This is a genomic window from Eubacterium sp. AF16-48 (assembly GCF_003479405.1).
GTDB lineage: Bacteria > Bacillota > Clostridia > Lachnospirales > Lachnospiraceae > Eubacterium_G > Eubacterium_G segne.
This window is the reverse complement of sequence record NZ_QUHB01000002.1, coordinates 21772-44391: the sequence shown is the minus strand read 5'-3', so window position 1 is coordinate 44391 and position 22620 is coordinate 21772. Positions and strand designations below refer to the sequence as shown.

The 22620-nt window shown below is 36.9% G+C and carries 35 protein-coding genes; 1 reads left to right on the top strand and 34 read right to left on the bottom strand.

Going from position 1 to position 22620, the window contains the following annotated elements; translation table 11 throughout:
• Nucleotides 1-382 precede the first annotated feature (382 nt).
• From DWW68_RS02390 to DWW68_RS02230, 33 genes are all read right to left on the bottom strand, one after another.
• The gene (locus tag DWW68_RS02390) at nt 383-907 is read right to left on the bottom strand and encodes a L17 family ribosomal protein (protein ID WP_118588740.1); all 525 of its coding nucleotides are present in this window, start codon (nt 905-907) and stop codon (nt 383-385) included.
• Between the two features lie 101 nt (nt 908-1008).
• Complete coding sequence (locus tag DWW68_RS02385) at nt 1009-1968, bottom strand: DNA-directed RNA polymerase subunit alpha (RefSeq protein WP_021952752.1); 960 nt, start codon at nt 1966-1968, stop codon at nt 1009-1011.
• A gap of 71 nt (nt 1969-2039) precedes the next feature.
• Complete coding sequence (gene rpsD, locus DWW68_RS02380; RefSeq protein WP_118588739.1) at nt 2040-2633, bottom strand: 30S ribosomal protein S4; 594 nt, start codon at nt 2631-2633, stop codon at nt 2040-2042.
• 15 nt (nt 2634-2648) lie between these two features.
• Entirely contained in the window at nt 2649-3044 is a 396-nt protein-coding gene (gene rpsK, locus DWW68_RS02375) for a 30S ribosomal protein S11 (protein WP_005362186.1), read from the bottom strand.
• Nucleotides 3045-3075: 31 nt separating this feature from the next.
• Complete coding sequence (gene rpsM, locus DWW68_RS02370; protein ID WP_021952754.1) at nt 3076-3444, bottom strand: 30S ribosomal protein S13; 369 nt, start codon at nt 3442-3444, stop codon at nt 3076-3078.
• 343 nt (nt 3445-3787) lie between these two features.
• Nucleotides 3788-3901, bottom strand: coding sequence for a 50S ribosomal protein L36 (gene rpmJ, locus DWW68_RS02365; protein WP_118588738.1), 114 nt, complete (start codon nt 3899-3901; stop codon nt 3788-3790).
• Nucleotides 3902-4170: 269 nt separating this feature from the next.
• Entirely contained in the window at nt 4171-4389 is a 219-nt protein-coding gene (gene infA / locus DWW68_RS02360) for a translation initiation factor IF-1 (RefSeq protein WP_005362190.1), read from the bottom strand.
• Nucleotides 4390-4417: 28 nt separating this feature from the next.
• Entirely contained in the window at nt 4418-5167 is a 750-nt protein-coding gene (gene map, locus DWW68_RS02355; protein WP_118588737.1) for a type I methionyl aminopeptidase, read from the bottom strand.
• A 2-nt stretch (nt 5168-5169) separates the two neighbouring features.
• Nucleotides 5170-5814 (bottom strand): adenylate kinase, encoded by a 645-nt coding sequence (locus DWW68_RS02350; RefSeq protein WP_021952756.1) that lies wholly within the window; start codon nt 5812-5814, stop codon nt 5170-5172.
• A 76-nt stretch (nt 5815-5890) separates the two neighbouring features.
• Nucleotides 5891-7231, bottom strand: a complete 1341-nt coding sequence (secY, locus tag DWW68_RS02345; protein WP_021952757.1) for a preprotein translocase subunit SecY — start codon at nt 7229-7231, stop codon at nt 5891-5893.
• 1 nt (nt 7232) lies between these two features.
• A complete protein-coding gene (gene rplO / locus DWW68_RS02340) occupies nt 7233-7673 on the bottom strand; it encodes a 50S ribosomal protein L15 (RefSeq protein ID WP_021952758.1) in 441 nt (146 codons plus the stop codon).
• A gap of 25 nt (nt 7674-7698) precedes the next feature.
• Complete coding sequence (rpmD, locus tag DWW68_RS02335; RefSeq protein WP_021952759.1) at nt 7699-7881, bottom strand: 50S ribosomal protein L30; 183 nt, start codon at nt 7879-7881, stop codon at nt 7699-7701.
• 15 nt (nt 7882-7896) lie between these two features.
• A complete protein-coding gene (gene rpsE, locus DWW68_RS02330; protein WP_021952760.1) occupies nt 7897-8406 on the bottom strand; it encodes a 30S ribosomal protein S5 in 510 nt (169 codons plus the stop codon).
• A gap of 17 nt (nt 8407-8423) precedes the next feature.
• A complete protein-coding gene (gene rplR, locus DWW68_RS02325; RefSeq protein ID WP_021952761.1) occupies nt 8424-8792 on the bottom strand; it encodes a 50S ribosomal protein L18 in 369 nt (122 codons plus the stop codon).
• Between the two features lie 17 nt (nt 8793-8809).
• A complete protein-coding gene (rplF, locus tag DWW68_RS02320) occupies nt 8810-9352 on the bottom strand; it encodes a 50S ribosomal protein L6 (RefSeq protein ID WP_118588736.1) in 543 nt (180 codons plus the stop codon).
• A 24-nt stretch (nt 9353-9376) separates the two neighbouring features.
• On the bottom strand, nt 9377-9778 hold the full coding sequence (rpsH, locus tag DWW68_RS02315) for a 30S ribosomal protein S8 (RefSeq protein ID WP_021952763.1): 402 nt from the start codon (nt 9776-9778) through the stop codon (nt 9377-9379).
• 27 nt (nt 9779-9805) lie between these two features.
• Complete coding sequence (locus DWW68_RS02310; protein WP_021952764.1) at nt 9806-9991, bottom strand: type Z 30S ribosomal protein S14; 186 nt, start codon at nt 9989-9991, stop codon at nt 9806-9808.
• Nucleotides 9992-10006: 15 nt separating this feature from the next.
• Nucleotides 10007-10546, bottom strand: a complete 540-nt coding sequence (gene rplE, locus DWW68_RS02305) for a 50S ribosomal protein L5 (protein WP_118588735.1) — start codon at nt 10544-10546, stop codon at nt 10007-10009.
• 22 nt (nt 10547-10568) lie between these two features.
• Nucleotides 10569-10880, bottom strand: a complete 312-nt coding sequence (rplX, locus tag DWW68_RS02300) for a 50S ribosomal protein L24 (RefSeq protein ID WP_021952766.1) — start codon at nt 10878-10880, stop codon at nt 10569-10571.
• Nucleotides 10881-10892: 12 nt separating this feature from the next.
• Nucleotides 10893-11261 carry a 50S ribosomal protein L14 gene (gene rplN / locus DWW68_RS02295; protein WP_021952767.1) on the bottom strand — a complete coding sequence of 123 codons (369 nt, stop codon included), beginning with the start codon at nt 11259-11261 and terminating at the stop codon, nt 10893-10895.
• A 29-nt stretch (nt 11262-11290) separates the two neighbouring features.
• Nucleotides 11291-11551, bottom strand: a complete 261-nt coding sequence (gene rpsQ / locus DWW68_RS02290; protein WP_347475138.1) for a 30S ribosomal protein S17 — start codon at nt 11549-11551, stop codon at nt 11291-11293.
• A gap of 28 nt (nt 11552-11579) precedes the next feature.
• Nucleotides 11580-11789: a 50S ribosomal protein L29 gene (gene rpmC / locus DWW68_RS02285; RefSeq protein WP_021952769.1), complete on the bottom strand. Its 210-nt coding sequence runs from the start codon at nt 11787-11789 to the stop codon at nt 11580-11582.
• A complete protein-coding gene (gene rplP / locus DWW68_RS02280) occupies nt 11779-12216 on the bottom strand; it encodes a 50S ribosomal protein L16 (RefSeq protein WP_021952770.1) in 438 nt (145 codons plus the stop codon). Before rplP ends, rpmC begins: the two co-directional genes overlap by 11 nt.
• On the bottom strand, nt 12216-12863 hold the full coding sequence (gene rpsC / locus DWW68_RS02275; RefSeq protein WP_118588734.1) for a 30S ribosomal protein S3: 648 nt from the start codon (nt 12861-12863) through the stop codon (nt 12216-12218). The genes rplP and rpsC overlap by 1 nt, the downstream gene beginning before the upstream one ends.
• A gap of 15 nt (nt 12864-12878) precedes the next feature.
• The gene (gene rplV / locus DWW68_RS02270; protein WP_021952772.1) at nt 12879-13265 is read right to left on the bottom strand and encodes a 50S ribosomal protein L22; all 387 of its coding nucleotides are present in this window, start codon (nt 13263-13265) and stop codon (nt 12879-12881) included.
• A 32-nt stretch (nt 13266-13297) separates the two neighbouring features.
• Nucleotides 13298-13576, bottom strand: coding sequence for a 30S ribosomal protein S19 (gene rpsS, locus DWW68_RS02265; protein WP_021952773.1), 279 nt, complete (start codon nt 13574-13576; stop codon nt 13298-13300).
• Nucleotides 13577-13589: 13 nt separating this feature from the next.
• A complete protein-coding gene (gene rplB / locus DWW68_RS02260) occupies nt 13590-14432 on the bottom strand; it encodes a 50S ribosomal protein L2 (RefSeq protein ID WP_021952774.1) in 843 nt (280 codons plus the stop codon).
• A 112-nt stretch (nt 14433-14544) separates the two neighbouring features.
• Nucleotides 14545-14844, bottom strand: coding sequence for a 50S ribosomal protein L23 (gene rplW, locus DWW68_RS02255; RefSeq protein WP_021952775.1), 300 nt, complete (start codon nt 14842-14844; stop codon nt 14545-14547).
• Nucleotides 14844-15464 (bottom strand): 50S ribosomal protein L4, encoded by a 621-nt coding sequence (gene rplD / locus DWW68_RS02250; RefSeq protein ID WP_118588733.1) that lies wholly within the window; start codon nt 15462-15464, stop codon nt 14844-14846. The genes rplW and rplD overlap by 1 nt, the downstream gene beginning before the upstream one ends.
• Before the next feature lie 23 nt (nt 15465-15487).
• Nucleotides 15488-16117: a 50S ribosomal protein L3 gene (rplC, locus tag DWW68_RS02245; protein WP_021952777.1), complete on the bottom strand. Its 630-nt coding sequence runs from the start codon at nt 16115-16117 to the stop codon at nt 15488-15490.
• A gap of 108 nt (nt 16118-16225) precedes the next feature.
• Complete coding sequence (gene rpsJ, locus DWW68_RS02240) at nt 16226-16543, bottom strand: 30S ribosomal protein S10 (RefSeq protein WP_021952778.1); 318 nt, start codon at nt 16541-16543, stop codon at nt 16226-16228.
• Between the two features lie 348 nt (nt 16544-16891).
• On the bottom strand, nt 16892-19945 hold the full coding sequence (locus DWW68_RS02235) for a S8 family serine peptidase (RefSeq protein WP_118588732.1): 3054 nt from the start codon (nt 19943-19945) through the stop codon (nt 16892-16894).
• A 450-nt stretch (nt 19946-20395) separates the two neighbouring features.
• On the bottom strand, nt 20396-20683 hold the full coding sequence (locus DWW68_RS02230) for a hypothetical protein (protein WP_118588731.1): 288 nt from the start codon (nt 20681-20683) through the stop codon (nt 20396-20398).
• 339 nt (nt 20684-21022) lie between these two features.
• Here DWW68_RS02230 and DWW68_RS02225 point away from each other — a divergent pair, with 339 nt between their 5' ends.
• Nucleotides 21023-21883, top strand: a complete 861-nt coding sequence (locus tag DWW68_RS02225) for a class I SAM-dependent methyltransferase (protein WP_118588730.1) — start codon at nt 21023-21025, stop codon at nt 21881-21883.
• A gap of 77 nt (nt 21884-21960) precedes the next feature.
• On the opposite strand, the gene DWW68_RS02220 is transcribed toward DWW68_RS02225, so the two are convergent.
• Entirely contained in the window at nt 21961-22599 is a 639-nt protein-coding gene (locus DWW68_RS02220; protein ID WP_021952782.1) for a 4'-phosphopantetheinyl transferase superfamily protein, read from the bottom strand.
• Nucleotides 22600-22620 lie beyond the last annotated feature (21 nt).

Genomic DNA, 22620 nt, shown 5'->3' with positions numbered 1-22620 from the left:
AATGGGTTATTTTATAAAAATACTTATATGTCTTTCCGTTACAAACATACTCATCCCCATATCTCTCAACACTTATTTTATTTATACCTGTGTCATCTTTTGAGGATTTGTTTATTATAGTTATTTCCTTTGCAGCCTTATTGTCAATAAATGCATCAATACTGTCACCTCGTTCTTTCTATACAATTTCTATAGTGTTTTTTTCTTTTAACTTTGTCAAATACAAAAAATAACAAATCTTCATGGTTTTCAAAGAACCATGCCCCCACTCTTGTATAGTACCGTTTATTTTTACTGTTAAACAAAACAAACAGCCAACTATGTATAACATAATCGACTGTTTGTTTTATTTAATGCGAGCTTAACACTCAATATATTGCTATTATACTAATTCAAGTAATACTTCCATAGCAGCATCACCTTTACGCTGGCCAATCTTAACGATTCTTGTATAGCCACCCTTACGGTCTGCGTACTTAGGAGCAATCTCGTCAAATAACTTCTTAGTTAAATCAACTTTCTTTGCTTCATTCTTCTTGCCAGTTTTGTCTGTTACTGTGTAAAGAACCTTGTTCATCTGGCGTCTAGCATGAAGACGTGAAGGCTGGTCTTTCTTGATAGTCTTCTTTACTTCATCGTAAATTGTTACTTTCTTGCCATCAACTACTTCTTTAACTCTCTTGCCATCTTTATCTTTACGAGCAACTTTAGCTGTAACTTCAACTTCATCAAAGTTATCTTTTTCTTTTACAGCTAATGCAATAAGACCTTCAGCAACCTTGCTAATTTCTTTAGCTCTTGCTTCAGTTGTAACTATTTTGCCGTTATTTAAAAGACTTGTAACCTGACCTCTTATTAAAGCCTTTCTCTGACTTGAAGTTCTTCCAAGTTTTCTATAACCTGCCATTTTCTTACCTCCTGTTTTGTATTGTCACCATTGCTTAATAGTGGCAAATCGTCGGTGGGATATGTATATACCCTGCACCTCCTCTAACAAACTCATGTCTATTAGTTCTCGTCGCCTGGTTTCAATGCAAGGCCGAGTTCTTTTAACTTAGCAAGTACTTCTTCTAATGACTTACGTCCAAGGTTTCTTACCTTCATCATATCATCAGAAGTCTTATTTACTAATTCCTCAACTGTATTGATACCTGCTCTCTTCAAACAATTGTATGAACGAACTGATAACTCTAATTCATCGATGTTCATCTCTAACACTTTATCAATTTCATCATCGACCGGTTCTGCTATAACTTCAATATCCTTTGAAGTGTCAGAAAGATCAATAAATAACTTTAAGTGTTCGCAAAGAACTTTTGATGCCAAACTAACAGCTTCATCAGTATCTAATGTTCCATTAGTATAAACATCTAATGTAAGCTTATCAAAGTCTGTAACCTGACCTACACGAGTGTTTTCAACTGACATATTAACTCTCTCTACCGGAGTGTAAATTGAGTCTACAGCGATAACACCGATTGGAAGATTATCATTCTTATTTTTCTCTGAACTTACATAACCTCTACCCTTAGTAATGATTAATTCCATACTAAGTTTGCTATCTGCACCACCACTAAGTGTTGCAATAACTAAATCCGGGTTTAAGATTTCAATATCAGAATCTGTCTGGATATCAGCTGCTGTTACGACCTGGTCTCCAGTTACATCAATATGAGCAATCTTCGGTTCATCTGTTGTACTGTTGTTTTTAATCTCAAGCTGTTTAATGTTCATTACGATTTCCGTAACGTCTTCTTTTACTCCAGGTACTGAACTGAATTCATGAAGAACTCCGTCAATCTTAATCTGGCTTACAGCTGAGCCTGGTAATGATGAAAGCATAATTCTTCTTAATGCATTACCAAGTGTTGTACCATATCCTCTTTCAAGAGGTTCAACTACAAACTTACCATATCTTCCATCATCTGATTTTTCTACTATAATATTTGGTTTCTCAAAATCGAACACTAATTAGCCCCTCCTTTATTGGGAATTGCTTAAGCCTACTGGGAACAATCTTAATAAAATATATGAATATATTATTTAGAATATAATTCGACAATAAGCATCTCATCTACAGGTACATCAATATCTTCTCTCTTTGGAAGTTCCTTGATTTCACCTTTAAGATTATCCTGGTCTACTTCAACCCATGCTGGGACTGTTCTTCCACCAGTAACTTCGATGATATCTTTATATCTCTGTGAACCTTTGCAGTTCTCTTTGATTTCAATAACATCACCAACTTTGATTAAGTAAGAAGGAATATTTACCTGCTTTCCATTAACCAAAACATGCTTGTGATCTACGATCTGTCTTGCTTCTTTTCTTGTTCTTGCAAATCCCATACGGAATACTACATTGTCAAGTCTTGTTTCAAGCATGATCATAAGATTTTCACCTGTCTGTCCAGGTTTCTTCTGTGCCTTCTGATAGTAATTTCTGAAAGGCTTTTCTAATACACCATAAATGAATTTAGCTTTCTGCTTTTCTCTAAGCTGAAGACCATATTCACTCATCTTTCTGCTTGATCTGTTTAAATTTCTATTTGATTTCTTGTCTATTCCTAAATAAATCGGATCTAAACCAAGTGATCTACATCTTTTAAGAACAGGAACTCTATTTACTGCCATCTTTTCCCTCCTAAATTAGACTCTTCTACGTTTTGGTGGGCGACATCCATTGTGTGGTACTGGAGTTACGTCCTTAATAGATGTAACTTCAAGACCGCATGTAGCAAGGGCACGAATAGCTGCCTCTCTACCTGATCCTGGACCCTTAACCATAACATCTACTGTTTTCAAACCATGTACTAAAGCTGCCTTTGTTGCAGTTTCTGCTGCCATCTGAGCTGCATAAGGAGTAGATTTCTTTGAACCTCTAAATCCCAGACCGCCAGCACTTGCCCATGATAAAGCATTTCCTTCAGCATCTGTCAATGTGACAATTGTATTGTTAAATGATGCCTGTATATGTGCCTGTCCGTGTTCAACGTTTTTCTTAACACGCTTCTTTGTCACTTTCTTTGTAACTTTCTTAGCCATTTTCTAAACTAACCTCCCTTATGGGTTTATACTATTTTTTCTTGTTTGCTACAGTTCTCTTAGGACCTTTTCTTGTTCTGGCATTGTTCTTTGTGTTCTGGCCACGAACAGGAAGTCCACGTCTATGACGGATACCTCTATAGCATCCAATTTCCTGTAATCTCTTAATGTTTAATGCGATTTCTCTTCTTAAATCACCTTCAACTGTCTGACTTGCATCGATAACGTCGCTGATTTTCTTAACTTCTTCGTCAGTTAAATCCTTACAACGTGTGTCAGGATTAACGCCGGCTTCTGATAAGATTCTCTTTGAACTTGAAACACCGATACCATAAATATAAGTCAATCCAATTTCAACTCTCTTTTCTCTTGGTAAATCAACACCTGAAATACGAGCCATATGAATAACCTCCATTAGTTAAATTGTATGAATCTTCAAAATACGTAGCCCGTGTTTCCACGTCTGAAATGTTGTACGCTCCCAAAAATTCATATTTGTAAGTTTCAAACGAATAACCGGTTCAGCAAATTACCAGTCATTCTTTCTGAAAATATAAATCAATTATATCTTCTTTATTTCATAGTAACGTATATATAAAATATAGTTACTGCAGCCGCAAATTCGTAGTAAAACTACCTGATGCTCTCTAAACATAGCATCATTAATACGGTTAATACCGCATTACAATAAACAGCACAAATAAGTGAACAATATGTATCATTCACTTCTTTTCCGGATTAAATTAACCCTGACGCTGTTTGTGCTTAGGATTCTCGCAAATAATTCTTACGATTCCTTTTCTTTTAATGACTTTGCATTTTTCGCATATTGGTTTAACTGATGATCTAACTTTCACAGTAAATCCTCCTTCCACAAAAAAGTCCGAATATAATGTTATCATAAGATTATAATTATTACAAGGACTTTTTTTCAAAAAAATTATATTTTTTAGTTACTCTATAAAAAGCTGCACCAATTACAGCCTTTCTTCCTTATAAGCTGCGCCAGCTCAATTCCGCTTCGCTTCATTTCGCTGCGGGGCATACGCCCCATAATAATAAAATTTTGTGCAAGGGTTTGTATGTAAACATCCAAACCCTTTTACAAATTTTATTATTGCGCAGCTTATTTATCACGCCATATGATTCTTCCTTTTGAAAGGTCATATGGAGACATTTCTATTGTTACTTTATCTCCAGGGAGTATTTTGATATAGTTCATTCTAAGCTTACCGCTGATATGTGCAAGCACTATATGTCCGTTTTCAAGCTCTACCCTGAACATCGCATTTGGCAATTTTTCTACAACTGTTCCTTCTATTTCAATTACATCTGCCTTTGACATGATTTCATTCCTCCACTTTTATAGTCTTTTACAGTGTTAATATTTCCGGCTCTCCCTTTGTTATAAGAACCGTGTTTTCATAATGTGCTGCCAATGATCCATCATCTGTAACCACTGTCCAGTCATCATCCATAAATGCCACATCTGCTCTTCCCATATTAATCATAGGTTCAATACAAAGTGTCATTCCTGCCTGTAACTTCATCCCTCTTCTTCTTTGTCTGAAATTCGGAATCTGCGGATCTTCATGCATTTCTCTTCCAATGCCGTGACCTACCAAATCCCTGACAACTCCATATCCGAATTTATCAACATAATCATTTATAGCTGCTGATATTTCGTATAAGTGGCATCCCTCTTTTGCAAACTTAATTCCCTCGAAAAAGCTTTGCTTTGTTACCTCTAACAATTGTTTTGCATCATTACTTATTTCCCCAACAGGCAATGTTCTTGCACAATCTGACTGGTAACCTTTATAGCTTAAGCAAAAATCAAGACTTACAATGTCACCATTGTCCACAAAGTGATCTTTTCTAGGTATTCCATGAACGACTTCGTCATTTACTGATACACACAACGCTGCCGGAAATCCTTCATATCCTTTACATGTTGGAATACAGCCATAGCTTCTTATTAACTCTTCTCCAATTTTGTCAATCTGATAAGTACTCATGCCCGGCTTTATTTCTTTTGCCAGTTCCTCATGGACCTTGGCAATGTATTTGCCGGCCTGACGCATAAGTTCAATTTCTCTTTCTGATTTAATTGTAACTGCCATTTTTATGCTCCTAAAATATCAACAATTGCATTGAATACATCCTTCATGTCAACTGTTCCATCAACACTCTTTAAAATTCCCTGTTCATTATAGTAATCTATAAGTGGCTGTGTCTGATTGTGATATACTTCAAGTCTGTTTAATACTGTTTCAGGCTTATCATCATCTCTTACAATAAGCTCTTCTCCACACTTATCGCACACACCTTCAACCTTTGTCGGGCTGTATACTACATGATATGTTGCTCCACAGCCTACACATGCTCTTCTTCCACCCATTCTCTTTACAATGTTTTCATCCGGTACGTCAACATCTATTGCGAAGTCAACTTTTTCACCCTTAGCTTTTAATGCTGTATCAAGAGCTTCTGCCTGTGGAATTGTTCTTGGGAATCCGTCTAAAACATATCCGTTTTTGCAATCATCCTGTTTAAATCTATCCATAATTAAGTCTAATGTTAATTCATCAGGAACCAACTGTCCCTTATCCATATAAGACTTAGCTTTTTTTCCTAATTCTGTTCCATTTTTAATATTTGCTCTAAAAATATCTCCTGTTGAGATATGTGGAATGCTGTATTTTTCAGCAATCATCTTTGCCTGTGTTCCTTTTCCGGCTCCAGGTGCGCCTAACATAATAATTTTCATATTTTTTTCCTCACACAATAAACAATAGTAGTTTTAGGGGGCAGCATAAGCCGTCCCCTAAATTATCTGATATCTTCTAGAATATTCCTCTGACTGTACTGTAACTGCGTTCTGAAACCATTGACTTAATAGTCTGAAGTGTTTCAAGAATAACACCTACGATAATGATAATTGATGTACCGCCAAATCCAACTTTTGCTCCTGTTACACCTGAAGCAACGATTGGAATAACCGCTACAATAAGAAGTCCTACTGCACCGATTAAAATTATATAATTTAATATCTGTGTCAAATATTCAACTGTTGGCTTACCGCTTCTGATTCCCGGTATAAAACCACCTCTGTCATTAAGGTTTTTAGCAACCTCACGAGGGTTAAATGTTATTGATGTGTAGAAATATGCAAAGAAAATAATAAGTAATATATATACTACAAATCCTATAGAATATTTCATATTCGCCGGATTACACCAATATGACTGACTAAGATAATGAGCCCATTCCGGATCTTTTCCGAAGAACTGAGCAATTACAACAGGGAACTGTAATAATGATGATGCGAAGATAATTGGAATAACTCCGGCAGTGTTAACCTTAAGAGGTATATTTGACTGCTGTCCACCAACCTGTCTTCTTCCCTGTACTTTTTGTGACATCTGCACTGCAATTTTTCGTGTTGCCCCCTGAAGGATTACTACAAGAACGATAATTCCCACAACTACTCCGATAATAATCAAAGCTGAAAGACCTCTCATTCCTGGAGATATACCATCTTTAGCAACAAAGTTTGTAAATAAGTTGGCAATATCACTTGGCATACCTGAAACGATATTAATTGTAAGTACAATAGAAATACCATTTCCTACACCCTTTTCTGTGATTTGTTCACCAATCCACATAAGAACTGCTGAACCGGCTGTCATCGCCAAAATTCCTGTTACGATTACTCCCCATTTTCTTATGGCATGCATATCACCATACTTAATAGCGTCTGTATCAAATATTCCCTGATTTGCAAATCCAATAATCATGGCAGTTGACTCGATTAATGCAAGAGCAACTGTTAAATATCGTGTAACTTCTGCTAATTTCTTTCTGCCTTCTTCCCCATCTTTCTGAAGTTCATCAAGTTTTGGAATAGCAATTGTTAATAACTGCACGATAATAGATGCAGTGATGTACGGTGTAATGCTCAAAGCAAACACCGACATCTTTTCCATTGATCCACCAGTGATGGCAGTAAAGAAACTAAAGTTTTCATTTGAGAAATTGCTCATAATATCTTTTATTGCATCACCGTTTACAAATGGAATAGGTATCTGACTACCTAATCTTACAACTATTAACATCAGAAATGTATAAAGTAATCTTTTTCTTATCTCTTTAACTTTTAATGCTTTCTTTAAGGTTTCTAACATATTAGATCACCTCACAAGTTCCACCTGCGGCTTCAATCTTTGACTTAGCACCTTCACTAAAAGCATCAACTTTTACTGTGAGTTTCTTAGTGATTTCACCATTACCAAGTATCTTAACACCGTCTCTAGGATTTTTAATTACCCCAGCTTCAAGTAATGTTTCTACAGTTACTACTGTATCATTGTCAAATCTTTCCAAAGCTGTAACATTAATTCCTACAATGTTCTTTGTATTAATATTTGTGAAGCCTCTCTTTGGGATTCTTCTGTATAATGGCATCTGACCACCTTCAAAACCTGGTCTAGGGCTTCCTGAACGTGCTTTCTGTCCTTTATGACCTTTACCGGCTGTCTTGCCATTTCCTGAACCATGTCCACGGCCTCTTCTGAAATTATCACTATGTTTTGAGCCCTCAGCAGGCTTTAAGTTTGATAAATCCATTGTCGCACCTCCTTATCTAATTAGATTAAATTTCTTCAACTTTAACTAAATGTCTAACCCTCTGAATCATACCTCTGACTGCAGCATTGTCAGGCATTTCGACTGTCTTGTTAAGCTTTGTAAGTCCTAAAGCTTCTGCAGTCTTCTTGTTTTTTGGAACTGCTCCAATTGTTGATTTTACTAATGTAATTTTTAATTTATCTGCCATTTTCATTTCCTCCTATTAGCCTAAAATCTCTTCTACAGTTTTACCGCGAAGTGAAGCTACTTCTTCCGGAGTCTTTAATGCAGCTAATCCTTCAATTGTAGCAAGAACTACATTCTGCTTATTCTTTGAACCTAAAGACTTTGTACGGATATTTGTGATTCCGGCAAGTTCTGCAACACTACGTGCAGGACCTCCGGCGATAACACCAGTACCTTCCTTAGCTTTCTTAAGAAGTACTTCAGCACTTCCGAATTTTCCAATAACATCGTATGGAATACTGTTATTCTCATCTACAGGAACAGTAATAAGGTTCTTAATAGCATCTTCTTTACCTTTACGAATTGCTTCAGGAATTTCAGCTGCTTTTCCTAAACCTGCACCAACGTGTCCATGTTTATCACCAACTACTACTAAAGCTGCGAAACGCATATTACGTCCACCCTTTACTACCTTAGTAACACGTTTGATTGATACTACTGTCTCTTCTAATTCTAACTGACTTGCATCAATTATCTCACGTTTCATGTGTGTTACCTCCTCAACTAAAATTCCAGTCCAGCTTCTCTAGCTGCATCAGCTAATGCCTGAACTTTACCCTGGTATATAAAGCCGCCTCTGTCGAAAACAACTTCCTTAATACCCTTTTCTACTGCTCTTTCTCCGATAACCTTACCAACATATGCTGCGGCATCAACGTTATTAGTCTTTTCTAACTCTTTCTTAATGTCAGCTTCTAATGTAGATGCTGCAACGAGAGTTTTTCCAACTGTATCGTCAATAATCTGAGCATACATATGATTATCACTTCTAAAAACTGCTAAACGTGGGCACTCTGTTGTTCCACTTAAATGATTACGCAGTCTGTTATGTTTCTTAACGCGAACTTCGCTTCTAGATTTCTTACTAACCATCGTCTACACTCCTTTAATTATTTCTTACCAGTCTTACCAACTTTACGTCTGATAACTTCTGTTTCATATTTGATACCTTTGCCCTTATATGGTTCAGGAGCTCTCTTGCTTCTGATTTCAGCAGCATACTGGCCAACTTTTTCTTTATCAATACCTTTTACAGTGATCTTATTCTGTCCGTCTAAAACAGTTTCGATTCCTTCAGGATCTTCCATTTCAACCGGATGTGAATAACCAAGTGAAAGAACTAACTTCTTTCCCTGCTTCTGTGCTCTGTAACCAACACCGTTTACTTCTAATACCTTAGTATAACCCTCTGTTACACCAACGATCATATTGTAAATAAGTGTTCTTGTAAGACCATGTAAAGATTTGTTTTTCTTTAAGTCATTTGGTCTTGTTACAACGACATGGTCGCCGTCTAATTTAATGTCCATAGCCTCAGGTAAAACTCTTGAGAGTTCTCCCTTTGGTCCCTTGACAGTCACTTTATTATTTTCTGCTATATCAACAGTTACTCCTGCTGGTACAGCGATAGGCATTCTTCCTATACGTGACATTTCGCCTTACCTCCTAATTTTTATTTACCAAACGAATGCGAGAACTTCTCCACCTACGTTTGCTTTTCTTGCTTCCTTATCTGTAATCACACCTTTGTTTGTTGAGATGATAGCTACTCCAAGTCCACCGAGAACTCTTGGTAATTCATCTTTTCCGGCATAAACACGAAGACCCGGTTTTGAAATCTTCTTGATTCCTGTAATAACCTTATCGTTTTTGTCCTTACCGTATTTCAATGTGATTCTGATTGTTTTGAAGTTTCCTTCTTCTATAATATCATACTTTTTGATATATCCTTCATTTAAAAGAATGTCAGCAATAGCTAATTTCATCTTTGATGCAGGAACATCTACAGTATCATGTTTTGCAGTATTTGCATTACGAATTCTTGTAAGCATATCTGCGATTGGATCACTCATAGTCATAGTTTACTTCCTCCTTCAAATTTTCTCTTACCAGCTTGCTTTCTTTACGCCTGGGATCTGTCCCTTGTATGCTAATTCACGGAAGCAAATTCTGCAGATTCCGTATTTCTTTAAATAAGCATGTGGACGACCACAGATTCTACAACGGTTATAAGCCTGTGTAGAGAACTTAGCTTTTCTTTGCTGTTTAACTTTCATAGCAGTTCTAGCCATGGATCTACCTCCTAATTACTTTGCAAATGGCATATTAAATAATGTCAATAATTCACGAGCTTCTTCATCTGTGTTAGCTGTTGTAACAAAAATAATGTCCATACCTCTAACCTTATCAACCTTATCATATTCAATTTCAGGGAAGATAATCTGCTCTTTAATTCCAAGTGCATAATTTCCTCTTCCATCAAATGCGTTAGGGTTAACACCTCTAAAGTCTCTTACACGAGGAAGTGCAAGATTTACTAATCTGTCTAAGAATTCGTACATCTTATCTCCTCTAAGAGTTACTTTACATCCGATTGGCTGTCCTTCTCTTAACTTGAAGTTAGCTACTGAATTTTTAGCTCTTGTAATAACTGCTTTCTGACCTGTAATTGTCTCAAGATCCTTAACAGCTGTATCTAAAATTTTATGGTTTTCTTTAGCTTCGCCAACACCCATGTTTATTACAATCTTATCGAGCTTTGGAATCTGCATTACGTTCTTATATTCGAACTTTTTCTGCATAGCATCCATAATCTCGTTTAAATAAGTTTCTTTAAGTCTGCTCACTTTTTCGGACCTCCTCTCTTAATTAATCGATTACGCTGCCATTTTTCTTGGCAATACGTACTTTCTTTCCATCTTCAACTTTAAATCCAACTCTTGTTACCTGTCCTTTAACAACAAGCATAACGTTAGAAATGTGAATAGGTCCTTCCTGTGTGATGATGCCACCATTCTGATTCTGAGCACTTGGTTTTGTGTGCTTTGTATGCATGTTGACACCTTCGACTGTTACAGTTCCGTTCTTAACGTCTACTGCACTAACTTTTCCTTCTTTACCTTTGTCTTTACCGGCAATAACTCTAACTGTATCACCTTTTTTAATCTTCATAGCTGACATTATGCATACCTCCTATAAAACTTCAGGTGCCAAAGAAACAATCTTCATAAACTGTTTGTCTCTTAACTCTCTGGCAACCGGCCCAAAAATACGAGTTCCTCTTGGGGTCTTATCATCTTTTATAATTACAGCAGCATTTTCGTCAAATCTGATGTATGAACCATCTTTACGACGAGCGCCCTTAACAGAACGAACTACTACAGCTTTAACAACGTCACCTTTTTTAACAACTCCACCTGGTGTTGCATCTTTAACAGTAGCAACGATGATATCACCAATATTAGCATATCTTCTAGTAGATCCGCCCATTACTCTGATTGTAAGTAATTCTTTAGCGCCTGTATTATCAGCGACCTTAAGTCTACTTTCCTGTTGAATCATGCTGTATTCCTCCTATCTCTATATAAGGCCTATTTAGCCTTTTCAATAATTTCAACAAGTCTCCATCTCTTATCTTTAGAAAGTGGTCTTGTTTCCATAACTTTTACTGTATCACCAATACCGCACTGGTTTTCTTCGTCGTGAGCCTTTAATTTGTAAGTTCTCTTAACGATTTTGTTATATAAAGGATGCTTTACATGATCCTCTACAGCAACAACGATTGTCTTATCCATCTTGTCGCTGACAACTTTTCCTGTACGTGTCTTTCTTAAATTTCTTTCCACAACAATTCTCCTTTCTTATTGGATTAACCTGTAACTATTCAGCAGCATTTGCCTTTTCGACTATTAAAGTCTGAATTCTGGCAATGTTTTTTCTAACTTCTTTAATTCTGCTTGTGTTATCTAACTGGTTTGTTGCGTTCTGGAATCTTAAATTGAAAAGTTCCTTCTTAGCAGCTACTAATTCCTCTTGTAAATCTGCAGCTGATTTACCTCTTAAATCTTCTACATAATCCTTAATTTTCACTGTTATCACCGCCTTCTAAATCTTCACGAGATACAACCTTGCATTTAATTGGAAGTTTGTGTGTTGCAAGACGTAATGCTTCTCTTGCTGTTTCTTCCGGAACACCGGCAATTTCAAACATTACTCTGCCCGGCTTAACTACTGCTACCCAATATTCAAGTGCACCTTTACCTTTACCCATTCGAGTTTCAGCTGGTGTTGCTGTTACCGGCTTATCTGGGAAAATCTTAATCCAAACTTTACCACCACGCTTTACGTAACGTGTCATTGCGATTCTGGCTGCTTCAATCTGATTTGACTTAATCCAGCCCGGTTCCATTGCTACGATACCGTATTCACCATATGAAATCTTGTTTCCTCTAGTTGCCTTTCCTCTCATAGAACCACGGAACTGTTTTCTATGTTTAACTCTTTTTGGCATTAACATTATTTATCGCTCCCTTCTTTAGTTGGAAGTATTTCGCCGTTGTAAATCCAAACCTTTACACCTACTTTTCCGTAAGTTGTATCAGCTTCCGCGAAACCATAGTCGATATCAGCACGTAATGTCTGAAGTGGAATAGTACCTTCGCTATAAAACTCAGTACGAGCCATATCAGCTCCACCAAGACGACCTGAAACAGATGTCTTGATTCCTAACGCACCGCTCTTCATTGTTCTGGACATTGCTGACTTCATAGCTCTTCTGAATGCTACACGGTTTTCTAACTGTGTAGCAATGTTTTCAGCTACTAACTGAGCATCTTTGTCAGGTCTCTTAACGTCCTTAACGTCCATAAATAACTTCTTTCCTGTCATTTTCTGAACTTCAGCTTTTACTTTTTCAATTTCAGCACCGCCCTTACCGATTACGAGACCAGGCTTAGCTGTATAAACATTAACTCTTACTCTATCAGATGATCTTTCGATTTCAATCTTAGAAACACCTGTGTTGTATAATTTCTTCTTAAGGTATGTTCTGATGTTATAATCTTCGATTAAGTTATCTGCAAAATCTGCTTCTGCATACCACTTTGAGTCCCAGTCTTTAATAACTCCGACTCTTAATCCATGTGGATTAACTTTCTGTCCCATACTTTGCCTCCTATCTTATCTCTCATCAAGCACTACTGTAATGTGGCTGTTTCTCTTTAATATTCTATAAGCTCTACCCTGTGCTCTAGGTTTAATTCTCTTCATTGTAGGTGCTGAATTTGCATAGCATTCTGCAATGTAAAGTTTACTAACATCCATGTTATTGTTGTTTTCAGCATTTGCAATTGCTGAATTTAATAATTTTAAAATTACACTTGATGCGTATCTTGGATTGTATGTGAGAATACCGATAGCACTCTGAACATCCTTTCCTCTGATGGCATCTAATACGAAGCATGCTTTCTGTACAGACACTCTAGCGTAAGATAATTTTGCTGATGGTCTTGTATCTTTATTAGCATTTCTTTCTCTCTTTATCTGGGATCTATGTCCTTTTGCCATAGATGAGACCTCCTTTCAAATTCTAAAGGGTATTATTTCTTACCCTTCTTTTCATCTTTTCCATGTCCTCTGTAAGTTCTAGTAGAAACAAATTCACCAAGTTTATGTCCAACCATATCTTCTGTAACATATACTGGAACATGCTTTCTACCATCATGGACAGCGATTGTGTGTCCAACCATCTGTGGGAAAATTGTTGAACGTCTTGACCAAGTCTTAACAACTGACTTGTCGCCTGATTCGTTCATAGCATCAATTTTCTTTAATAAGCTCTCATCCGCAAATGGGCCTTTTTTTAATGATCTAGCCATTAGTTTCTACCTCCTATTTCATGTTCTTTCCGTCACGTCTTCTAACGATCATCTTGTTAGACTTCTTATTCTTTTTACGAGTCTTCAAACCAAGAGCCGGTTTGCCCCAAGGTGTACATGGGCCCGGACGACCAACTGGTGCACGTCCTTCACCACCACCGTGTGGATGGTCATTAGGGTTCATAACAGAACCACGAACTGTAGGTCTGATACCCATATTACGCTTACGTCCTGCTTTACCAATGTTTACAAGACCGTGTTCAATGTTTCCAACTGTACCGATTGTTGCACGGCAAACGATAGGAACCATTCTCATTTCTCCTGAAGGAAGTCTAAGTGTAGCATACTTTCCTTCTTTAGCCATTAACTGAGCTACGTTTCCAGCAGCACGTACTAACTGTCCGCCCTTTCCAGGATATAACTCAATGTTATGAATTTCTGTACCAACCGGGATAGCTGATAATGGTAAGCAGTTACCAACTTTAACATCAGCATTTTCACCGTTCATAAGTACGTCACCAACCTTTAATCCGCTTGGAGCAAGGATATAAGCCTTTTCTCCATCAGCATAGCTAATTAATGCAATATTAGCTGTTCTGTTTGGATCGTACTCGATACTCTTAACTGTTGCCGGAACATCAACTTTATTTCTCTTAAAATCGATGATTCTGTATTTTCTTCTAGATCCACCACCGTGGTGTCTAACTGTTATTTTACCCTGATTGTTACGACCAGCTGTTTTCTTAAGAGATTTTGTTAAAGACTTCTCTGGAGTAGCCTTTGTAATCTCAACGTTATCAAGCATGGTCATAGCTCTTCTTGAAGGTGTATATGGGTTAAATGTCTTAATTCCCATTTTATTTCTCCTTTCAAAATCAAACTAGATTTATTATCACGCTTCTATTGCGTTTAACATTACGGCAGATTATTTATCTGCCCAAGTGATAAGTCTCCTTTTCACTTTTATCTTACAGTCCTGCAAAGATTTCAATATCAGCGCTATCTTCCGTTAACTGAACAATAGCTTTCTTTCTCTTTGCGGTCTTTCCTGTAACATATCCTCTTCTACGGTTCTTACCGTCTAAGTTCATTGTGTTAACCTTAGCAACCTTTGCTCCTTCGAACATTTTTTCAACTGCTTCCTTAACCTGAACCTTTGTTGCGTCTGTGTGAACGTAGAATGTGTATTTCTTTTCTGACATAGCGTTCATACTCTTCTCTGTAATTACAGGAGCGAGTATAACGTCATAATACTTAAGGTCTGCCATTATGCGTACACCTCCTCAATTGTTTCTACAGCTGCTTTTTCAACAACTACTGTATCGTACTTAAGGATGTCGTATACATTAATAGTATTTGTTAAAGCTGTCTTTACTGTAGGGATGTTCTTAGCTGACTTTACAACATTTGCATCGTTCTCGCTTAATACTACTAAAGCTTTGTTAGCTTTTAAGTTTGCCATAACCTTTGCAAATTCTTTTGTCTTTGGAGCTTCAAACTTAAGCTCGTCAACTACGATTAATTTTCCTTCGTTAACTCTTGATGTCAATGCTGACTTAAGAGCAATTCTCTTTTCTTTCTTATTCATCTTAAATGAATAATCTCTAGGTGTTGGAGCAAATACAACTCCGCCACCTGTCCACTGTGGAGATCTTGTTGAACCCTGTCTTGCATGACCTGTTCCTTTCTGTCTCCATGGCTTTCTTCCGCCACCGCTAACCTCTGAACGGGTTTTAGCTTTCTGTGTACCCTGACGGTTATTTGCGAGCTGGTTCAATACTGCCTGATGTACTAAGTTTTCATTAACTTCAACACCAAATACTGCATCGCTAAGTTCTATTGTTCCAACTTCGCTTCCTTCCATATTTAAAACAGATACTGTTGCCATCTGTGTGTTCCTCCTTTCAAATACTACTTACCGGCTTTAACTGATTCTTTAATTGTTACTAAAGCTTTCTTAGGTCCCGGTATAGCACCTTTAACTAAGAGTAAATTCTTTTCTGCGTCAACACGAACGATTTCAAGGTTCTGTGTTGTAACTTTCTTGCCACCCATGTGACCAGGCATCTTCTTGCCCTTAAACACCTTACTAGGAGTTGAACATGAACCGTTTGAACCTGCATGCCTGTGGTATTTAGAACCATGAGCCATAGGTCCTCTTGACTGTCCGTGTCTCTTGATTGCGCCCTGGAAGCCTTTTCCCTTTGCAATTGCAGTAGCGTCAACCTTATCTCCTGCTTCAAATACGTCAGCCTTGATTTCATCTTTAACTGCGTATTCTCCTTCAAGTTTGAATTCTCTTACATATCTCTTGTAAGAAACTCCTGCCTTGTCAAACATACCTTTAACAGGTTTGTTAACAAGCTTTTCTCTGATATCCTGGAATCCAACCTGTACTGCACTGTATCCGTCATTTTCCACTGTTTTTACCTGAGTAACAACACATGGTCCTGCCTGAAGAACAGTCACAGGTACTAATTCACCATTCTCGTTGAATATCTGAGTCATACCAACTTTTGTAGCTAAAATAGCTTTCTTCATTTTAATTACCTCCTGTTAATCTACAGCGGATCGCTTACCGCGATCATCCTAGAACAGTTTCCGTAACTATTAGTTACTATATAAACCTTCAAGGATAACTCTCTAAAATTATTTGTCGTTCTTCATCTTAATATCGATGTACACACCTGCTGGCATTTCTAATCTTGATAAAGCTTCAACTGCCTTCTGGTTTGGAGCTACGATATCGATAAGTCTCTTGTGAGTTCTCTGTTCAAACTGCTCTCTAGAGTCTTTGTACTTGTGTACAGCTCTAAGAATTGTAACTACTTCCTTCTTTGTTGGAAGAGGTACAGGACCACTCACTTCAGTTCCTGTTTTCTTTGCAGTTTCAACAATTTTCTTTGCTGACTGATCTACTAATTTGTGATCGTAAGCCTTAAGTGTAATTCTCATTACTTGTGCCATAAAAAAAGCCGCCTCCTTTTCGTACTATTTAGCACGACAAGCGGTGACCGTACAACCTTTCCGTGTGTGTCCCAAATCAAAGGGCCATAAACACGGTGTTTCCACTACCTCGGTGGACTGATTTTTGTACAGTGACTTGTCGCCAGTTTTCTAACTTGACATTCGCTCCACGGAAAACCTGCATCTGGTGCAGCAACCTCTCGCTTCTACGCTATCAATGTCACAGCAAGGAACAGTTTAGCATACACTGTTTCAAAAATCAACCCCTATTCCAATTTTTTTCCATAAAAAATATGAAAAATTAGCATCCCTCTAAATCTTAGAGAGATGCCATATAAAAATCAACACTTATCCTTTCACAACTGTACTGCTCCAGTCGTAATCTTTTGTCTTATACTCCTTGTTCACTACTGATAAAATATCATTATATAAGTATTCATGATGCTCTTTTGAATTCATCTTACATCCCTGATATAATATATCAGCCACATCATAAATCGTATATGTATATGAATCTGTATATACATAAGTTCCATCGGATAGTTTTGCATATGCACGGATTCTCCATTTATCACTATACTCTGGAGCTGTACCTGCAGCAAATTTCATTGTCATTGCATAACTTGTAGCAATATCCGAATCCGAAAACACTCTATCTGACTTGCCCGCAGATGTACTTTCATAACTGCATACATAATAACTTGAACTTCCTACATACAGTTCCGATGCATCCACATAATCTGCCAGAGAATATATCAGTCCTGAACTTACAACTTCTTTTCCATTAATTTCACTATCCACAGAATAAACCACGCGCATACCCTTTGTTGTGGCACTTATCTGATATCCGTTTACTTCTATTCCACCGTTTATTGTATTTATAGTCTTTGTTGTTTCTTCCTGCGCCGTCATTTTTTCTGTTGTTGGCTCTTCCGTTGTTGGTTCCTCTGTTACAATATCCGATTCTTTTATAAACTTAAAATAATCAACATTTGCCACATAATAGTAATCACCTGTAGTAACGTATTTTACATATACTATATGGCTTCCCGCAGATATTTCGCTGTCAAGATTTGCAGTAACATTTCCGTATTCCTGCCACGACGAAGCATTATTGGTAAGAACAATTGTTCCAACTTTATTATCAAAATCATCCACATATATCTCGGCATTTCCAAGAGCTGTTCCTGTTGGACTGGAATAACAAAATTCTATTGCACTTGCATTTTCATTAAAGTTAACATTTTCATACGTCATATATACTCCATTTGAAACACCTCCAATATTATGTCCACCGCTGGCACTGCTATTTGTATCCACTACCCCTCCCTGGTTGGAAGTAAACTGTTCAGCCTCTATAATACCAAAAGCATCAAATACTTTTGTTGTCGTCTCTTCCTTTTCTTCAAGGGAAAAGCTTGTGATTACAAAATTTCCACCCGCAGGTACTTTTCCTAAATCTATAAATATTTGCGTATTATCTGCTGTCGGTGTGAAATCAATCTCAAAATTATTAGTTCCATTCACAAGTGTATATTTTTTTGCTGTCTGCGTCCCCTCATCCTTAAATGTAATTGTATCTGTCATATCCGAATTAAATGTTGCAGATACTTTACATGTGTATGTTTTTCCTATTGTTGTGCTAAGTATATGAGTCTTCATCTGAACTCCCCACTCAGCTCCACTATATTTGTTAACATAAACTCCAAAGTCGTTGTAGGAACCACCATCTTTATAGCTTCCTGTCGGATTACCACCCCAATCTGATGCAAAGTATACAGACCAATAATTCAAATTTGTCCAATTTGCTCCTGCAGTGGTATATCCTGAAGGAGTGTCAGATGATACCGTGGTTGTTGTTTCTTCTACAGTACCACCTGCTGCGGATACTACTGCTGCATAAGCATTTGCAAATCCATAGGCATATGTATAATCTCTGCCGGAGTCTCCTAAGTCTTTGGCAGTATTAATAAGAATATTTTTTACGGTATTACTATTTAACCCTGCGTTCACGCTGTACATCATCGTTACAATAGCCGACACCATAGGAGACGCAAAGGAGGTTCCTCCTGCAACAATGGTATCTGAACCTGAGCCTGTTATATTCGGTGCATATATTGCTACCCCCGGTGCACAGATATCCTTATTCCATCCCCGGTTACTGGTTGCTGCAATATTATAACTCTCATCAACAGATATTACGGAAATCGTGTTTGCATAATCCGATGGATACGTTGCAACGTCAGATCCATTGTTTCCTGCACCGGCTACAACTGTTCCACCTGCTGCAACAAAGTTATTAATTGCAGCCTCTTCTACATCGTTTGCCCCCTCATGGGCGAGGCTGAGATTGGCAACCTTTGCTCCTACCTGTCTGGCATAATCAAGCCCCACTGCAATCTTATCCACATACATCTCAATTTTAACGTTAATTAATTCAGCAACATCATTATTAATACAGCTTGCGACTCCTGCAATCTGCGTTCCATTATTTGCGGTTCCCGCAAGAACACCTGCTACAGCAGTGCCATGATTATTATTGTACATAGATGTACTTTGTCTTAACGGAATATAACTACCATCACTCAAAATTTCTGCCGACAAACTTGAACTTGCCTGAAGGTCTGCACTATTTAAATCTGCGCCACCATCTATTACTGCCACTTTGACCTTTGAATGGTTGACGCCTCGGATATACTGCCATGCATCTACCACCTTCATCGTTCTTAAATAATACTGGTTTGCCGCATATGTATCATTCACCAATTCATATGCTTCCGAAATCTGCTCAACCTTATCATTTCTTGCAACCTGCATTGTTTCATCATAGGCTCCATAAGCATCAACTGCCTTGTCCACTGTAAGACCCAAAGAGTTTTTTACTTTAACAATATATGTTCCATCCGTACATTTATATATATACTCACATTCTCCGTACTGATCAGCAACAATGTCTTTAATTTTCTGTTTTGAAATGTCCGCACCAAAAGTTAAAATGGATGTCCCTGCCTCATAAGAAAGTTTGTCTGCATTCTTTCTCTCTTTGGCAGCTTCTTTATATCCCTTTATAATACCTGCAGCTTTTGCATTTACATTTTCTTCAAATGCCTTACAACAGTCTGTATTTCCGTCTTTATAATATTCCGTGAGTATTTTGTTCACTGCCACCTCAAAATCATTTCCATTTAGTTCATTTACTCTGGCTGCTGCTTTACTGCCATCTTTTTTTGCTGCGACAACAATTTCTTTTAAATCTTTGTCACTAACAGTAAATTCTTTCAGTTCTGTTTCTGTTCCTGAAACAGATGGCCTTTCAGTAAAATCTGCTTTGGGTGCAATCAGAGTGACCACCATCAGCACTGCCAGAATCAGACTGAACGTTTTTATTTTCCTACTTATCATTTTTTATTTTCCTTTCTTTTTTGTTGCATTCCTCTCTAGAGTATACATTTCAATATTCTATCTTAATTTAACACATTTAAATTTTAATTCTAGCACCTTATTTTTTAGAAAGTGTACTTTTTTCTCAAAAAAATATCAGAAAAATTTTACATTTAACCCGAAAGAAACAAAAACAGCCACATACTTTGATATAAATAAAGTCCTACAAACAGCATATTTACACTGGTTGTAGGACTTTTCCCTTTTTACAACTGTAAAAAACAGGAGCATACCTTGCGTAATCCCCAACCGAATTTCAGCGAAGCGGAATTGAGGTTCGCGCACTTCTTATCTTAGACTGTATAAATTTAATTTTAGTCTAACGGAAGTCAGACCAAAACTTTTTTTAGTTTTTTTAAACTGTCTATTCCTCGTATTAACGGTCTGTAAAAAAACTTCGTTTGTTATACATCATTTATTTGTTTCATTATCTTTTATATATTGATGATTTTGGAAGTATTTATTTGCGTAAGTATTATAGTAACATAACGAATTTAGAAAATATTTCGTATCCTGCTGTTTTTCAGTTGATAATCCTAATGCTGCTATTCCACCATTATTAATCATTTCATAACAATATCCAATAACGCTAAACTCAAATTCACACTTTTTTGAGCAATTATCCTTTTCAGCAATTGTAAGTGTCAATTTATCGTCAAATCCATTCGCAGGAAAATTATCCAATATTATATGATACACTTTATCTGATGTTCCTCTTAAATCTGTAAACGGAAGTTTTTCAACATTAAAAGATATTTATAAAAATACTTGCAGATCATTTAAACAAACGAAAGACTGTTATAGAAAGAAATGTGGATTGGTGGAAGCTAATTTCATATGCCCAAATGCATCAGGTAGATGGGATTTTTTACTATCAGTGTAAAAAAATGAATTATCCCTGTATGACAAAGTCATTTTGATTCTTCCAATTCCATTGCCTCAATGGGCAACAAATTTACTTTTGACACTCATATCATTATTATGTTAATATATATCCGGTTGATTTAAACCTACTATTATAATAGGAGGAAATACGTTATGTGGATAGCAGATAATTGGAAAGATTATGAAGTTATTGATACTTCTTCAGGAGAGAAGCTTGAGCGTTGGGGAGATTACATTTTGTTAAGACCTGACCCTCAGGTTATCTGGAATACTCCTAAGAAAGATTATAGATGGGAAAAATTAAACGGACATTATCACCGCAGCAACAAAGGTGGCGGTCAATGGGATTTCTTTGATTTGCCTGAGCAGTGGACTATTAATTATAAGAACCTTACATTTAACCTTAAGCCTTTTAGTTTTAAGCATACAGGGCTTTTCCCAGAGCAGGCAACTAACTGGGACTGGTTTTCTGAAAAAATAAAAAACGCCAACAGACCGGTTAAGGTTTTAAATCTTTTTGCCTACACAGGTGGTGCCACTTTGGCAGCCCTTGAAGCCGGTGCCATGGTTACTCACGTAGATGCATCAAAGGGTATGGTAACCTGGGCGAAGGAAAATGCTGTTTCGTCTAATTTAGCAGACCGCCCTGTAAGATGGTTAGTAGATGACTGTGTAAAGTTTGTGGAACGTGAAATAAGACGTGGGAACAAATACGATGCCATTATTATGGACCCTCCTTCCTACGGAAGAGGCCCTAAAGGAGAAACATGGAAAATAGAGGAGAATATTTTTCCATTTATTGAACTGTGTACTAACATTTTAAGCGATGACCCTCTTTTCTTCCTTATAAATTCATATACCACCGGATTACAGCCGGCAGTTTTAAGTTATATGATTAATACAGCCATTGTAAAAAAATTTGGTGGTCACGTTACTGCCGATGAAATCGGACTTAATGTAACATCTAACGGATTGGTGCTTCCATGTGGAGCCTCCGGTCGCTGGGAGAATTAAAGAATATAAAATCTATATGGGAGTTTCCCATTATACAAAAAGTTTTCACCTTAATGTAAATTAAAGTGAAAACTTTTTTAAAATGCAACTTCTTCTATATTAAGTTCCTTATCCCTTATATCTGCACAAACAGACATAATATATCTTTCATCTAATTTCATCTGTAAAATCTCATATCCCGGATTATCCATAATCTTTGCCTTTCCTTCGGCAAAATTTACTTCAAAAGAATTAAGAGGTTTTCTAAGACCTATACCTACATTTTTCAAATAGGCTTCCTTAACTGTCCAAACCTCATAAAACCTCTGGGTTTTAACATTTTCATCTTCTCCCTCGTTTATATAGGTACATTCATTTTGGTGGAAATTCCGCTCAGCCACTAGCTGATTGTTTTTTTCCATTCTCTGAATATCAATTCCAATATTAAACCTTGAAACTGCTATAACCACATAATTTCCTGAATGTGAAATATTAAAAGAATCCTTAGTTCTCAAAAAATGAGGTTTTCCAAATTTATCAATTACTATTTCGTCATTTATATTATACTTTTCTTTTATAAATTCAATTAGAAGCCCTGCTCCTAAACACCTTAATTTGTCATCGTTTCTTTTAAGTCTGGCAATTTTCTCCTGACGTTTCTTACTTACCTTACTTAAATTCCTTTCAAAGATAAATTTATTTCTTAAAGGTGTAATATTAAAGTAATAAATATCCATAATATTCCTCTTTTGGTTTTT